Source organism: Rufibacter soli, assembly GCF_054781795.1.
In genome coordinates, this window is sequence record NZ_BAAGTS010000002.1 from 2,596,510 (window position 1) to 2,611,312 (window position 14,803).

A 14,803-nucleotide genomic window follows, 5' to 3' on the forward strand; every position below is an offset into this window, starting at 1 on the left:
TTTTCATCAATACCCTTGATGATTTGAAATAAAAATAATGTCTTTTTAACATTTATGCAATACCTGTATAAAAAACACTTATTTTTTTTCTTCAGATTTCTAGAACGCAAATAATATCTAATCACTCCATTAAGGTTAATATTTGGGATTACATTATCTAGAAAGTGCCTCCATTCACCATTAAGCCACTTTTCTAATAGAGGTAAGACATCCTTCAAATCCTCTGAGAAAATCTCTATCTGGCTTTTTTCCATCAGATCCACAAGTGAGATTAAGACTGAGATGGGATTTAAAAGGTTAATTTTTATCAGAAGACTATACCACTGGCACCACTTTCCTCTTAAGTATCAGGTCCCTTCCGGTTTACCTTTCATTCTATGTAGACATTTCAAGGGTTCTAGCCATTCCTATAAATAGGTAAAAAAAGCAAACGCAAATTTTTAGAGTTTTTGTCACCGCTAGCTTCAACTACCTTTATTATAAGCTGTAACTACTGTACAAAAGTCATTTAATAGGAAATGACGGAGAACCAACTTAAGAAGCGAGACCGTGCACCTTAAATGTGGAGTTAAATACCCGGTGGGGTGGCATTTGCTTCAAAAACCCTATAAATTGTTCGCCTCCTGTTTTGGGGCCGTTTTTGGAAAAACGGCCCCAAAATAGGAGGCGAACAATTTAGTCTAATTAGATACCTTACGCCAACGCAGCTTTAGAAGGAAACTTCAAGGGGAGATGCCAGTCTTTTAGTAAAGGTTGACAAATACTGGTCCCACTCTTCTGCATTTTTAAATTGCCCACTCTTTAACCATCCAAAACCGGAATAGTAAGTTAATTTACCATTGCCAGGCTTAGCTACCACAAAAAGGTGACTCCTATCTTTGGCAGGAACCCGGTAATCGAGGAAATTCTGTACCTCCGTTGGGGCCATAACAATACCTGTCCCTAAAAAAGATTTATCCATAGGCTCCCAGTGCCGGAACCACCCTTCTTCCTTATTTCCTGTCACCTCACCTTTTTTATCATGTAGAGTAATTCCTACAGTAACATTAGGCAAAGGTTTGTTACTGGCAAGGGTTAGCTCAAAACGCGTCAAATTACTCCCTAGGTCCAAACTTACCAGTTTGGTTTCTGTAATTGTTCTATCCTTTGCTTTCCAGGGTGCATAGGTTAATTCAAATAGCGTCCTAATGGGCCCTTCCGCTATCTTTTTAAAAGAAATAAAGTTTCTGGATACATAAAGAGAATCTCCGTCCAAAACACCTATTCCCCCAATGCCGCGACTTGGGCCTACATGGTATGGATCATACCCTTCCCCCCTATCATTGTGGTAGAAATTAGGATCCTTTAGGTAGCCCTTATACCAGGCATCTATTATAGAATAGTTGACCCGTTTAAGCCAAGCATCCATTCCGCTGGTAAGGGTTCCTCCTGGAATATTCTGTTCTACCATCTTTTGGGCCACCGGTCCATAGGTTCTGAAGGCCACCCGGTCATTTTCCCAGGTATAATCATCTGTACGCTCCGGCACGAACCGTGAGAAAGTTCTTACCCCACTCTTTGGCCTGGATGCAGCCCCATCCTGAGAACCTATTACTATGAACTTTTTAGAAGCCCTGGCTTTGATATCTGTTTGGAAAATGATCTCGTCTACTATTCCGTCCTGATCATTATCAATGGTCTGGCTAACTAGTACTTTCTCCGTTTCGCCGTCTTTGATCAGGAGGTTTTCAATGCCAAACTTACTAGCCATTGCCCTTACCTCAGCCTCGGGAATAGCAATAGTCTCTGAAGTTCGGTCAAGGCCAAGTCTATTTTTCACGGTTATTACTTTACCCCCAGGAACTTGCTGACATGAGTTTGTCAGGGCCACGCCCCCAAAAAAGATGGCCCAAAGCAATCCCTTTATGTTGAATGAATTCTGCATTTAAAACTTCAATGAAAAATAAGTTGGTAATCTTATAGTAAAATTGGCTTCTGGGCTAAACCCAAACCCAAACTGAATATTGGTAGAAGTTGCTATTCTCCCATAGGTTTGCCAATGGTAGCTAGAATGCCTCCATCTACATAGAGAATCTGCCCATTTACAAAATTACTTGCCCGCGAGGCCAGGAAAACAGTAGCACCACCTAACTCATCTGGATCTCCCCATTTGCCGGCCGGTGTCCGGTTTACAATAAATTCATGAAAGGCATTGCCTGCCACCCTAAGAGGAGCGGTTTGTTCCGTGGCGAAATACCCCGGACCGATGCCATTCACCTGTATCCCAAATTTTGCCCATTCAGTTGCCATGTTTTTGGTAAGCATTTTTAAACCGCCTTTAGCTGCGGCGTAAGCACCTACATTTTGCCTTCCCAACTCACTCATCATGGAACATATATTGATCACCTTTCCTGCGCCGCGCGCAATCATTCCTTTTACTACAGCCTGCGTTACAATGAAAGGCGAGGTTAGATCTACATCTATCACCTCTTTCCAATCGGTGAGGTCCATGTCCACCAAAGGGATGCGCTTAATAATACCCGCATTATTAACCAAAATATCAATGGGCCCAACTTCTTGCTCTATTTGGCTCACCAAAGCCTTCACCTGCCCTTGGTTAGTCACATCACAGAGGTAACCGTAGGCTTTAATCCCCTCTTTTCTATATTCTTCAATGGCTTGGTCTACTTTTTTCTGGGAGGAGTTGCCATTCACTATAATAGTAGCCCCAGCCTGACCTAAGGCTTTGGCCATGGCCATTCCTAACCCCAATGTGCCTCCTGTTATCCAAGCCACTTTTCCGGTGAGGTCAAACATCTTTAATACCATATTTAAGGAGATTATCTTAAGTCAGTAATTTCACAATGATCCATGTCGCCATAGTCCAGGTTTTCGCCGGCCATGCCCCAGATAAAGGAGTAATTGCTGGTTCCTGCCCCTGAGTGAATTGACCAGGGAGGGGAAATGACAGCTTGGCCATTCTGCATCCAGAGATGGCGAGTCTCCGTTGGTTGACCCATGAAATGACAAACTGATTGCCCCTCTGGGACGTCAAAATAAAGATATACCTCCATCCTGCGGTCATGGGTATGTGCTGGCATAGTATTCCAGACGCTCCCATTTTCCAACTCAGTCATACCCATTTGAAGTTGACAAGTCTGGATGACACCTGAGATTAGAAGTTTGTTAATTGTTCTTTTATTAGCCGTTTCTAAAGATCCCAAATGTACCACCTCCGCCTTTTGGCGAGTAACTTTTTTATTTGGGTAAGCATGATGGGCAGGCGTGGAATTGAGATAAAATTTGGCAGGGTTGTTAGAGTCAAGGCTAGAGAAGTATACAGATTGAACTCCTTTGCCTAAATAAAGGGCTTCCTTGTTTTGAAGCTCAAACGTCTCATTGTCTGCTTTGACAATGCCTGCTTCCCCTATATTTATTATTCCTAATTCTCTTCTCTCCAGAAAATAGGTTGATTTGAGAATATCAATTGATTCCAACGGCACCTCCTTAGAAACAGGTACTACTCCGCCGGTAAGGTACCGGTCATAATGGGAGTAGGTAAAGTTTATCTTGTTTTCCAGAAATAGATTTTCAATTAGAAAATTTCTCCGTAATGTCTCCGTATCCATTGTCTTGGTTTCTGCGGGACTAACGGCATACCGCACATCATACCTGTTGCTCATATGGGTGATTCTGGAATTTAGATTAATGTTGAAGTTAATAGAAGACTTTCTCTTCTAGCCTAGTAAGCTTTAAAGTAATTGGTCTTTGAATTGGTTAGGTAACTAAAGAAAGTGGTGTATGGATTTCGCCTTTGGTTGCTTTTCCCCCGGTAGATTTCCTAACAATTAAGTCTATTGGCGTAGTCAGAGAAACACCTTCTCCTGGATTAACCTTTTGTTGGATAATGTCCATCATTAAAACCGCTACTTTCTCCCCTACCAGATGCGGGTGCTGTTCCACTGAAGTAATGGCTGGATCAATAATCTCAGAACGAGGGTCATTTGAATAGCCCGCCACTTTCAATTCTGAAGGAACCTTAATACCTAATTCCTTCGCATATTGCACCACAACTATGGCAGCAGTGTCATTACAGGCAAAAACAGCATCTGGGCGAGAATCTCCAAAAAATAGGACCTTGCAATCCTCCATGGTATTTTCCTTGGTGAGTTCATGAAAAAAAAGAAGGTTCTCTTGGGCCTTAATCCCATACTCTCTCATAGCGTCTAAGTAGCCAAAGAACCGGTCACGGTAGATACTGCACGTTAGGGGGCCTCCAATGTGAGCTATGTTTTGGCAGCCCTGCTCCAGAAGATGAAGCGTAGTTTTATACCCTCCCAGGTAATCATCTCCCTGAATTTTATGCACCGGGTAGTTCAAAGGCACCCTGTCAAAAAATACCAGTGGCGTATTGGCCTTAGTAAAAACATCAAATGGAGAGAAATCTTGGGTATGGAGCGTTGTAGACACAATTAATCCTTCTACTCGCGCGGCATACATGGCATTGACTAATGCCATTTCCTGCTCCACTGAGTCGTTTGACTGGCATACCATGAGATTATAATCAAACTCCTGTAATTTGTTCTGCACAGCAGTAATTACAGATGAAATGAAGTACATGGATATTTTAGGGACTATCAATCCTATAATGTTGGATTTGCTGTTTCGTAAACTTGCAGCAAGCGCATTATGCCGATAGTTTAGTTTCTTGACCACTTCCCGAACGCGCCTTTTGGTTTCCTCACTTTGGTGAGGATGGTCGTTCAATGCCCTGGAAACGGAAGATATGGAAAGCCCTAGTTCAGAAGCGATATCTTTAATGGTGTATTCAGGGCTTTTTTTCATTTAGCTAACAATCTATTTAAAATAGTACCTGCTACCCTTTAAGGTTTGTCAGGTTAATATATTTATAAGGCTCTCCTTGACTTCTTTCAGCCTTGGGTACAAAGTTCAGAAAGGAAAGCAGGCTCTTAATGGATCAGTTCTAACCAAATTCAGTAGATGCCTGTCTCAATTGAGTATGCCGTACCTTTCATTATTCAGCACGGCAGCTTCTTATCTGAAGTATTCACGTCTAGTTTGTCTACTAAGTTCTTATCCCCTCAAGTTTTTTTCCTTGAGGAGTTTACAAATCATGTGGCTTCCTTTCTAAAATTACTGATAAAATATTTTTATGACTCAAAAGGTATAGAGTTATTATATTTTACTTTTAGACAGTTTTCTTGGTCTTTTTCACTAGGTCAATTCAAATCTTTGGGAAAGGGCAACCCATTTGCCTCTCTAATCAAATAATATACCTTTCATACATAGGCAGTGGCCTCCATCTTATGTATAACGGTGCACCCATTTTGAATCTTCTCCTTTTAGGTGGAGCAAATGCTCAATTCTTTTAATGACTAATGGAATAAGTTGACTACTAAAGCTTTTTGACAAAAGTTTATTCGAAAGGAGCTAGTAAAGATTCTTGACAGTTCTATAGCTATCATCGCCTTGGAGAAATTGGCGACAAAAACCATTTTTAAGTCACATATCTACTACCAATGACAATTCAGCAATGAATGAGTTCGAGAAGTGATTGGCCTTGGGTACAGAAACAAAATAAGCCACTGAAATTCAGTGGCTTATTTTGTTTTATAAGTGACATGAAAGGTCGCGAGACGCTAATAAATATAAGTTAAAGAAATTTTAGGTTTGAAACCCTGCATTACCAGATCAATTTCACCTTTCTACCTGCGTTTTAATGTCAAATTGGTCAAAGTGGGCCCGCTTTTCAATGATTTTACCATCTTTGATGGTTAGCCACATGCAAAAAGAAAAGCGGACAAAGTTACCTTTAGGTGCCATGCCAAACACGGGGTTCTTGGTGTGCTTCCCTTCAAATATCATGTAGGCCGATACTTTATCCCCTCCGGCCAAAATTTCCAGAATACGAAAAGAAATGCCTTCAAACGCATCAAAGTTTTTCTTTTCGGATGCTACAAAGCCATTGGCTCCCAGTATTGGGCTGTCCACCTGAAAGTAAAACACAAAGTCTTCATGCAGGAATTCTGCCGCGGTATCATAATCCTCACGTTCAACTGCTTCGTAGAACTTATGGACTAGCTCAATATTATTTTTAACATTCATGTTCCAGGCGGGATTAAAGTAAGATCACTTCACCGTCTTCAGGAATGATGACATTATCCTGAATTCCGTTCTCCGCAACAAATTCTCTTAGCTCCTTTCTGCTCAGAATGCTGTGATTTACGCTTTCCATATGCATGGAAATGATAGTTGCATTAGGCAATAGTTGGCTGATTTTTAGGATGTCTTCTTTCCCCATGATGATGGCGCCTAATCCTTCATCCTCAAAACTTGCGAAGCCGGCGTTCACCACTACCACATCTGGTTGCCAGGTTTTCAAATTGTTCTCCACTTCATCAATCCAGATGGTGTCACCCAGGAAATAAATGGATTTTTCACCTTCAGCATTGAAGAAGAAACCAGAAGCTTTCCCTAAGACCTCGGCTAATTCAGGGATAGAATAGGCAACATCTGTTCCATGCTGGCAGTGTGTTTTCTTAAAGTGAAGACCTTCAAAGTTTGCGCTATCCCCCAATGCTTCTACATTGGTAAACCCTTGAGACTTAATGACGCTGGCATCTTCATCGTTTTGCGCCAAGATTTTTATGTCTTTAGGTAGCGTTTGCACGGCTACTTCATCCCAATGGTCGGGGTGCAAATGCGATACCAGAACAGCATCTACCTCAACCAGGCTTTCTGGATTTACAGGCATATCTACCAAGGGATTGCTTAAGTGCGAATTAGCTGTACCTGGAAACCCTGGGTACCGGCCTTTTTCAGCAAAAAAGGGGTCCATTAATATACGCTTGCCTGCATAGTTTAAAACGGCAGTAGCGTTTCTTACAAATTGGATATTTGATGACATATTTGTTCCACTTAGTTAATTGTTACATAAATACCTGATACAAAGGTAGCTTGGTAGTAATCTCAGGATTCTACCAGTTCTAGCTCTAATGCTACCATTTTGATAAGCACTTATCAACTAAGCAGAATTAATTAATCAAGATGAAACAACATTTTGATAGTCAGCAAGAAACTGAGACGTAGTCATGCCTGTCTGGGCCTTGAAGAAACGCATCAAGTGGTTAGGCTCAGAGTAACCTAGTGCAAAGGCGATTTCACTGATGCTTTTGTCTGAATAAATCAACTCAATTTTTATCTCTGTCAATAGCCTTTGCTTCAAGAGGTCCGTGGATGTGGTATTGAATTGCTTTTTTACAGCATTATTTAAAGTGATGCGACTAACTCCCAACATCTCAGCGTAATCGTTTATGCGTTGAGCTTGCTTAATATGGGACTCCATCAACTTTTTAAAGGCATAAGCGTGATTGGAAGCTTCTACCTGAAATGGCAATTTGTTTTGAAGCGCATACTCCCTGTTAAGGCGTTGCAGTAAATAATAAATCAAGGATCGAATAATATGGGCACTATCTAAATTTGGCTGAACAAGTTCTGCTTTGATTTCTATCAGAATGTTGCCAATACCTTGAAGTTGTTTCTCTGTAGAGTTGAGTATAAGTAAGTGTTCGTGCTGATAAAAATAAAGCAGGCGATAGGTAAATAATTTATCTGTAAAGAACTCATTTAAGAAGTCTTCCTGGAAGATCAGGATAGTAAAGTCTAATTGAGAGAGATCAACGTTCCATTTTTTCTTTTGGAATGGTGAAACAAATACTATAGTATTGTCTTCAATTGAAAGGCGTTGATTATCCAGGAAAAGGTACCCATTCCCTTTTTTAAAAAACAAGATTTCGAAATAGTCCGCATTATGGACAGAGGGAAGTAAATATTCTTCTGCCACATCACCACCATTGATGACGTTGATCAAAAAATCGACACCGCATTCGGTTTTATTGAACTTAATAGTTTTCAATCCAGGAGTAAATTTGTTTAGTTTTATTATGTAGCTAAACCTTAACAGGAGGTAAAAGTTACTAATTTATTGGCTTAACCTGAGTGTTTAATAGTTAAATGGCAAAAATTGGAATTAGTAACCTTTTCAACTATAGGTCCATCTTTTGGCCAATAGATTGATGTCTTTCACCTCCAGGGTAGGCTTGTCATAGCCTTGAAGTACGCTGATGATCATGGCCAAACCAACCTCTTTCAGGGTACTGGCGAAGTTGGGGGCAATTCCCCGGACAATAGGATAAAGGAAGACCGCAAATTTGAATATCGGCTTTATGTTCTTTTGGGCTGGCGTGGCTTCATCACACTCGGTCGGAAGATATAGACACTTATGAAAAGCAATTGAAACAATGCCTTCTCCGTCTTGCCCTTTAACCTGGCCCACATCATTCTTTATTTCTCTGAGCTGTCGGTTCCCTGTCCTTATACCTAGTCAAACACCATGGTAGGGTTGAGCCTTACCAAAGTCTGTGCGAAGTTCATGGTCATGTTATAGGTGATGCGGTGATACTCTTCCTCTTTCATTTCTACCGCTCTTAAACCGGCACTTTAGAGCAGGCCTCATACCCACTCAATTTATCCTCCGCGTTTTCCAGATGGAAGAAGTTAGGCACAATCAACTCCTCCAGTTTGGGGTGTGCTAATCTATAGGGCCTCCTGCTTACACTCAATACCTTCTCAACGGCAGAGTTATTCAAACACTCCAGAAGCACACCTTCTCCTACCATGCCTGTGGCGCCTGTGATTATCACTTTTTTTCTCATTTTTTTTATTAAAAACAATAAAAGAGGGGGTTCTGCAAAGCCATCATAACCTCTTTCATCATTTACTATGGTACTGGACCAACATCATTAATCAGTGGACTTAAACAGGCGCCACTGCCCATTTTATCCATTAAAATACATTTAAGAGCAAATCTGTTTACAAACTCCTCCAGCAACATGCAAAAGGGATTTTCTTTTATTTAGAATTCAAAAACAGTAGTAATTCCCTATAATGAGGTTTACAAAGTTGACTTTGAAGAATAAGAGACCCTTGCTATTTCCCCTAATTCCAGGCGAGGTGAAATCACTGCTAACTAATATATAGTTTATTACTTTGTAGAAAATATCGAAGTGTATGATGCCGTAGGAAAGCTATTGCTGCAAAGAGAATTAGATTCAATGACTTCCTTTATATGCTATTAAATCTAAACCCTTTAAGGCAATGTGACTCCTCTTTTAAAGTGCATACTACTAAGGAGACCCTGAAAAAGTGAGTGATACTATATTGGAAAAGCTTTCGACAAATTTCTGTTTGAGGCAGTCTTTAAAGGAGCTTTTAGGGGGCTTTTTCGGCAGTCTACTCCTAGTGGAGAGTTTTGAAGTAGAGGCTTACACCGCAATCCTTATCTGTTCTGCTATCCACCCTGGAGCTTCCATTGGGCTTAAATGCCCTATTCCTTTGGTTGTTACCAGTTTGGCCTGGGGGAAAACCGGCATCACCTCCTTTTTGACAAGGGTGATAGAAATAATAGGATCATCCTCTGAGGCAAGTACCATGACAGGAAGGCGGAGGTACGCAACTATATCAGTTATGGGATTCACCATTCCTTCTAATAACCACCATTTGCGGGTAGTATCATCCAGGGCAAGCTGATTGGCAATAGCTAAGTCATATTCCGCTTCTCCCAAAGGGGCCTTTATTATTTTGGCAATGACTTTTTTAGCTTCCTTTAGATCTGGCCTTTGCAGAAGGCGGGCTTTCTCAGCTGCGCTTAGTGGCTCAGTTGAAGGTGGAGATGGGGCTACCAGAATTAATTGCTGGACAAAACCTTTACTTGCATTAGCAGCAACCAGCAAGGCAATTTTAGCACCCATAGAATGGCCAACCAAACTACATTCTTTAATGCCTAAGCTCGCTAGTTGCTCTAGCACATAGGAAGCAAAGCGCTGAAGGGTAGGCTGAGCAAAACCTGTAACTCCTCCAAAGCCTGGCAAGGTGAGGGCCACGCAACGGAAATCCTCCTTTAGCATTTCTGCCACCCATTGCCAGCTATGGGCAGACCCACCAAAATAGTGCAGGAAAACCAACACGGGCCCCTTACTTCCCCACTGCTCTATACCCTTATTCCCTTCCATAACTGTATTATCCTTCCGTTAAGGACTTCATGCACTTAATGGCATATGAAGGCAACAAGTTTGGCAAAACACGAAATGGCATTTGGGCCACATCCCATTTATATCACAAATGCTACAACTTCTAACCCACGCCTAAATAGAATACTAAATACCGGTGCTTTGTTCTTTATAGATTTTACATCTGCAGGAATGGCCAGTGCTCAAATCTCCACTTTTAATTTTGCTGGTTGATTCGTCATTTCTAGCATTTCCCCGTGCGGCACAATTGTTATTTGCCCAAACTCCTTTAGTAACATTTTATAGGCCTCTGCCACAGGTCTTGGCTTCCTGTCTAAATCATATAAGCCACAGGCATTGACCGTTCCCTTTTTCTCTGCCAATCCTATATCCCAGTCAATTTGGTCAATTAGGCTGTACCAGTTAAACCCTAAGACAGGTACCCCGTCTGCCCGCATTTCCAGCACGTTCATCCATTGTTTCCATAACCAGGTAGGGGCCTTCTCCGCGTCAAAAACATTTGTTTCTGTGTGCATCACAGGCTTTTTATACCGTTGGTAATATTTCCTTGTGATCTGGTACCAGCCAAAGACATCAGAAGCGACGATGAATTCACCGTTGGGCAATTTTATCTTTTCATTTCTTCCGTAGTAGTCATTTCCCATGATCTGGTACCCCGGTGGCTCACCGCGCATAAACCATTCATATTCTTCCCGAGTCATGCCATGGTCCAGCAAATACATACACACGTCTGCATCTGGCGCATGGGCATATAACAGGTCCAGGGAAAGAAAGCGCAGCTTATTCTCCAGGGTAATCTGAGCTGATTTGGTGGCACAGGCCTCATGCAGGTACTCGGCACTTTCGCTTTGTACAATCACACAATCAGGCCGATGGCTTGCAATTTGGTGGTTACCCAAAATACTGGCGGCTACAATGTTCTTGATGGCCGTTACAAAGGAGGTGTCATCTTTCAATTGCTCATTCCAAACCCCATCTATGGCACTGGCTTTGGCGGTGACATAGATCTCATTGACGGGAGTATAATAGCGCACCCAAGGGTAGCGCTCCGCCACCGCACCCGCATATTTCGCGAAGTGGATAGGCATTTCTGGATTCTGGTAATTGCCAACCCAGTCTGGCACGCCAAAATGCATCAAATCCAGGATGGGCGTGATTTCCAGTCGCTTGATCTCCTGCATCGCTTCATCGGCGAAGCTCCAGTCAAATTCATCAGGCCCTTTCTGAATGGAGTAATACGGAAGGCCATACCGTAACACGTTAAGCCCTAATTCTTTCACCAGGCCTAAGTCCTCTTTGAACCGCTCATAATGGTTACACTCGGCTAATTGGTCACGGCGGGTCTTGCCATGGTCAATGGTAGGGTAAGAGCATTCAATACCGGTGGCGAACATAAAGTTTCTGGCTGTCTTTAAGGGAAAGCCGCTACCATCATGTCCGCTCCCTCCGCCGTATTGGTCTCCCTCATAGTTTGTATCACCGCCATGGGCTTCCTTCACTTTATCCAAAAAACTGATCTTTGCCATATCGTTTATCTTTTTGCCAGAAATAAATCTGCTGTGCGTAAGGAAAGTGCCATTATGGTTAACGCAGGGTTCACGGCCAGACTACTAGGAAAAACCGAGTTATCACAGATGTAAAGGTTAGGGATGTCAAAAGAGCGGCCTTGGGCGTTTACCACTGCTGCATCTGCTGAACGCCCCATGCGGCAAGTGCCAATGGTATGGGCAAACCGCTGAAAGGAGAACATGTTTTGGGCGCCTGCTTCCTTCCAAATCTGCCGAAGTACCCTTTCTCCGTGCCGGGTTATTCTTTTCTCGTTTTCACCTTGAGTGAAATGTACTCTTGGCTTTGGCAGGCCCATTTCATCTGCTTCACCAGACAACTCCAGGAAACTGTTTTCATTGGGCAGGCACTCACCGTGGATGTTGATGCCGGCTATGTGGTTGTACTGCCTCATTCGTTCTCTTAAATCGGTACCCCAAACGCCCGTGGCCCTGGTCAGTTGAGAGGCATAGGTAACCGGCATTACCCCAATGGATTGGATCAGGTACCCACTGGCAAAATCCGCGTCTTGGGGTTGCTGCATATCTTCAGAAATCAGCCCTCCGGGAATGCCCTTGTTGGGCCGCACTTCCTCTTCAAACTCACCCCAAACTTGCAAGGCGGTGTTGGCCATAAAATTCCGGCCCACTTGTGCGCTGCTATTGGACAGGCCGTTTAGGAGTAAGAGCCTAGGAGTTTCAATGGCCCCGGCGCACAGGAAAACGTGCCGGCACAACTGCTTCTCTTCCAACCCATTTTTCCGGTAGACAACCGCAGTAATATGGCCAGATTTATCCCGCTCTAGGACTGTGGCAAAACATTCGGGCCGGATTTCTGCTCCGAAATGTACCGCCAATGGAATATAAGTGACATCCATGCTGGCCTTGGCCCCTGTACTGCAACCCGCCTGGCAAAAACCCCTGTTGGTACAGGCGTGGCGCCAACCAATATGCTCTTGGTAATAGGCGGCAGTTAGTGCCGCATTGGCGGCAGGCGATGTTTTGATGCCTATTTTCTCACAGCCGCGTTGCATTAATTGGGCGGGCCCATTCAAGGGAAGCGGAGGAAGCGGATACTTTGATTTCCTGGGCGGTCCCCAGGGATAGGGCGAGGGACCCGAAATCCCCAGGAATTGCTCCAACTCATCAAAATAAGGCTCCAGGTCTTCGTAAGAAATAGGCCAATCCTGGCCCACCCCAAAATTAGTGTGTAGTAAAAAGCCTTCAGGAAGCGGACGCGGAGTGTAGGCGGTGTAATGCAAGGTAGAGCCCCCTATCCCAATCCCTGAATTATTCCTTCCGAAATGGACCGGGTCCTCCCCTGCGCTCAGCCGTTCAAAATTCCAGAAAAGCTTGCTTTGCTCTCTTTCATCTGTGGCAAATTCAGTGGCAGGGTTCCACTGTTTCCCTGCCTCCAGCGCCACTACCTTTAACCCTGCCTTGGCCAGCCGGGCTAACAGAGGCGCTCCACCCGCCCCGGTTCCAATTACCACGGCGTCCACCACTTCATTATGGGGGTAGGTGCGCATCAGGAGTTATTTTTAAGAAGATTACCGATAGGCTGTGGCTCCATTTCTTCCCGTTCATTAAGGCCAATCCTGGTCCAACCTTGGGCATCTGCCATCCCTACATACCCCATTTCCTCCTGTACCACCGGGTAACTGTAGAATATTTCAGTTGTCTCCGCCAGAAGTTCTTCAAAAAACCGTTTGGCTGGCAATCTCTTCCAAATCTCTCCTGGGGCAGTTCCATGTTGAATGGCCTGCAAGATCTCTGTCTGTTGCGCAGCGTTTAGGTCTTGGAACGGCTTTTTAAACAGGAGAGTAGCTGTTTCAGTAACTCCTTCTAAACCGGCAAGATACATTTGCTCATCAGGAGGCATACAATCATACCGCCAACCATCGCTTGCTTTGTCGGCTAGGCGCTCATCAATAAACCAGGCAATCTCCACTATTCTATTACTTGAATCCTGTGCCACTAGCCTATCACAGATCTGTGAAAGCCGTTCAAAAGCGGGCAACTCGAAGAACTTGGGGGTTGCAACCGCCTTTTTCAGGCGTTCCGTTAGCGCTTTCCTGGTTTGGGGGGTAACAGCATTGGTTGGCAGCAAACCCCTGACCGTTCCTGGAGGATAGAGCTCTTCCATGCTTTTCTACTTGCTGCTAGACAAGCGTCCACCTGTAACTTCCAACAAAGCACCTGTTATAAAGCTACCGTCATTAGAGGCAAGCAACACGTAGGCGGGGGCTAACTCCTCGGGCTGGCCGGGTCTGCCTAAGGCTACCTCATGGCCGAAGTTCTCTACTTCCTCTAGGGGCATGGTACCCGGAATATTAGGCGTCCAGACCGGGCCCGGAATAACCGCATTTACCCGAATATTTCTTTCCCCCAGTTGAAGAGCCAAGGACTTAGTAAAAGCATGGATGGCCCCTTTGGTAGCGGTATAGTCTACGAGCAATTGGTGCCCGGTTAAGCCCACAATACTGCCCGTATTTACAATGGCATCGCCTTCTGAGAGATGTGGCAATGCCGCCTGCGCCATAAAGAAATACCCGAAGATATTGGTCTCAAACGTGCGGCGTAACTGCTCCTCGGTTATATCCTCCAGTCTTTCCTGCGTTTCCTGAAAAGCGGCATTATTAACCAGGACATTTAACTTCCCATATGCCTGAACGGTTTGTTTGACAGCCTCAAAGCAGGCGGCCCGGTCCCGGACATCGGCTTTAATCTGCAGGCATTTCCTTCCCTTGGCCTCCACCAGCCTTTTAGTCTCTTCCGCGTCAGAATCATTCACGTTATAGACAATGGCCACATCTGCCCCTTCCATGGCGAAGGCTATGGCAACGGCCCTTCCAATGCCAGAATCTGCCCCTGTAATGATGGCGATCTTATCCTTGAGCTTTTCGGCGGCATTATAGTTGGAGAGATCGCTATCAGGCTGTTGTTTCATGTCTGATTGCTTGGCAGGATAAGGCAGCTTTTGGCCCTTTATCTCCTTTGCTTTTGGTCTGAATTCTTCCTGTTTCATAACCTTAGGATTAAGTTCTATTCATACAGAAAACCCAGGTTTTCCTCCACCATCTATATCTTGAGTTCTCTTGTTTTACCTCTCCTATGTACCAGGAGGGTTACCTATTAACTTATTACGCAGGGAATCAAAGAAGGGGGATA

The 14,803-nt window shown here is 43.8% G+C and carries 13 protein-coding genes; all 13 read right to left on the reverse strand.

Features of this window, described 5'->3' with window-relative positions; genetic code table 11:
* Positions 1-709: 709 nt before the first annotated feature.
* Positions 710-1,924 (reverse strand): DUF4861 domain-containing protein, encoded by a 1,215-nt coding sequence (locus ACYVJQ_RS12790; RefSeq protein ID WP_460893470.1) that lies wholly within the window; start codon positions 1,922-1,924, stop codon positions 710-712.
* 92 nt (positions 1,925-2,016) lie between these two features.
* On the reverse strand, positions 2,017-2,808 hold the full coding sequence (locus ACYVJQ_RS12795) for a gluconate 5-dehydrogenase (RefSeq protein WP_460893471.1): 792 nt from the start codon (positions 2,806-2,808) through the stop codon (positions 2,017-2,019).
* 11 nt (positions 2,809-2,819) lie between these two features.
* The gene (kduI, locus tag ACYVJQ_RS12800; RefSeq protein WP_460893472.1) at positions 2,820-3,662 is read right to left on the reverse strand and encodes a 5-dehydro-4-deoxy-D-glucuronate isomerase; all 843 of its coding nucleotides are present in this window, start codon (positions 3,660-3,662) and stop codon (positions 2,820-2,822) included.
* Positions 3,663-3,756: 94 nt separating this feature from the next.
* Entirely contained in the window at positions 3,757-4,824 is a 1,068-nt protein-coding gene (locus ACYVJQ_RS12805; protein WP_460893473.1) for a LacI family DNA-binding transcriptional regulator, read from the reverse strand.
* A gap of 873 nt (positions 4,825-5,697) precedes the next feature.
* Positions 5,698-6,105 carry an ester cyclase gene (locus ACYVJQ_RS12810; protein ID WP_460893474.1) on the reverse strand — a complete coding sequence of 136 codons (408 nt, stop codon included), beginning with the start codon at positions 6,103-6,105 and terminating at the stop codon, positions 5,698-5,700.
* 13 nt (positions 6,106-6,118) lie between these two features.
* A complete protein-coding gene (locus ACYVJQ_RS12815; RefSeq protein WP_460893475.1) occupies positions 6,119-6,907 on the reverse strand; it encodes an MBL fold metallo-hydrolase in 789 nt (262 codons plus the stop codon).
* Between the two features lie 135 nt (positions 6,908-7,042).
* On the reverse strand, positions 7,043-7,915 hold the full coding sequence (locus ACYVJQ_RS12820) for a helix-turn-helix domain-containing protein (RefSeq protein ID WP_460893476.1): 873 nt from the start codon (positions 7,913-7,915) through the stop codon (positions 7,043-7,045).
* A 571-nt stretch (positions 7,916-8,486) separates the two neighbouring features.
* Entirely contained in the window at positions 8,487-8,714 is a 228-nt protein-coding gene (locus ACYVJQ_RS12825; protein WP_460893477.1) for a hypothetical protein, read from the reverse strand.
* Positions 8,715-9,323: 609 nt separating this feature from the next.
* Positions 9,324-10,070, reverse strand: coding sequence for an alpha/beta fold hydrolase (locus tag ACYVJQ_RS12830; protein ID WP_460893478.1), 747 nt, complete (start codon positions 10,068-10,070; stop codon positions 9,324-9,326).
* A 200-nt stretch (positions 10,071-10,270) separates the two neighbouring features.
* Complete coding sequence (locus ACYVJQ_RS12835; protein WP_460893479.1) at positions 10,271-11,614, reverse strand: family 1 glycosylhydrolase; 1,344 nt, start codon at positions 11,612-11,614, stop codon at positions 10,271-10,273.
* A 5-nt stretch (positions 11,615-11,619) separates the two neighbouring features.
* Positions 11,620-13,161, reverse strand: a complete 1,542-nt coding sequence (locus ACYVJQ_RS12840) for a GMC family oxidoreductase (RefSeq protein ID WP_460893480.1) — start codon at positions 13,159-13,161, stop codon at positions 11,620-11,622.
* Positions 13,161-13,778, reverse strand: a complete 618-nt coding sequence (locus ACYVJQ_RS12845) for a gluconate 2-dehydrogenase subunit 3 family protein (RefSeq protein WP_460893481.1) — start codon at positions 13,776-13,778, stop codon at positions 13,161-13,163. The genes ACYVJQ_RS12840 and ACYVJQ_RS12845 overlap by 1 nt, the downstream gene beginning before the upstream one ends.
* Before the next feature lie 6 nt (positions 13,779-13,784).
* Positions 13,785-14,660, reverse strand: a complete 876-nt coding sequence (locus ACYVJQ_RS12850; RefSeq protein WP_460893482.1) for an SDR family oxidoreductase — start codon at positions 14,658-14,660, stop codon at positions 13,785-13,787.
* Positions 14,661-14,803 lie beyond the last annotated feature (143 nt).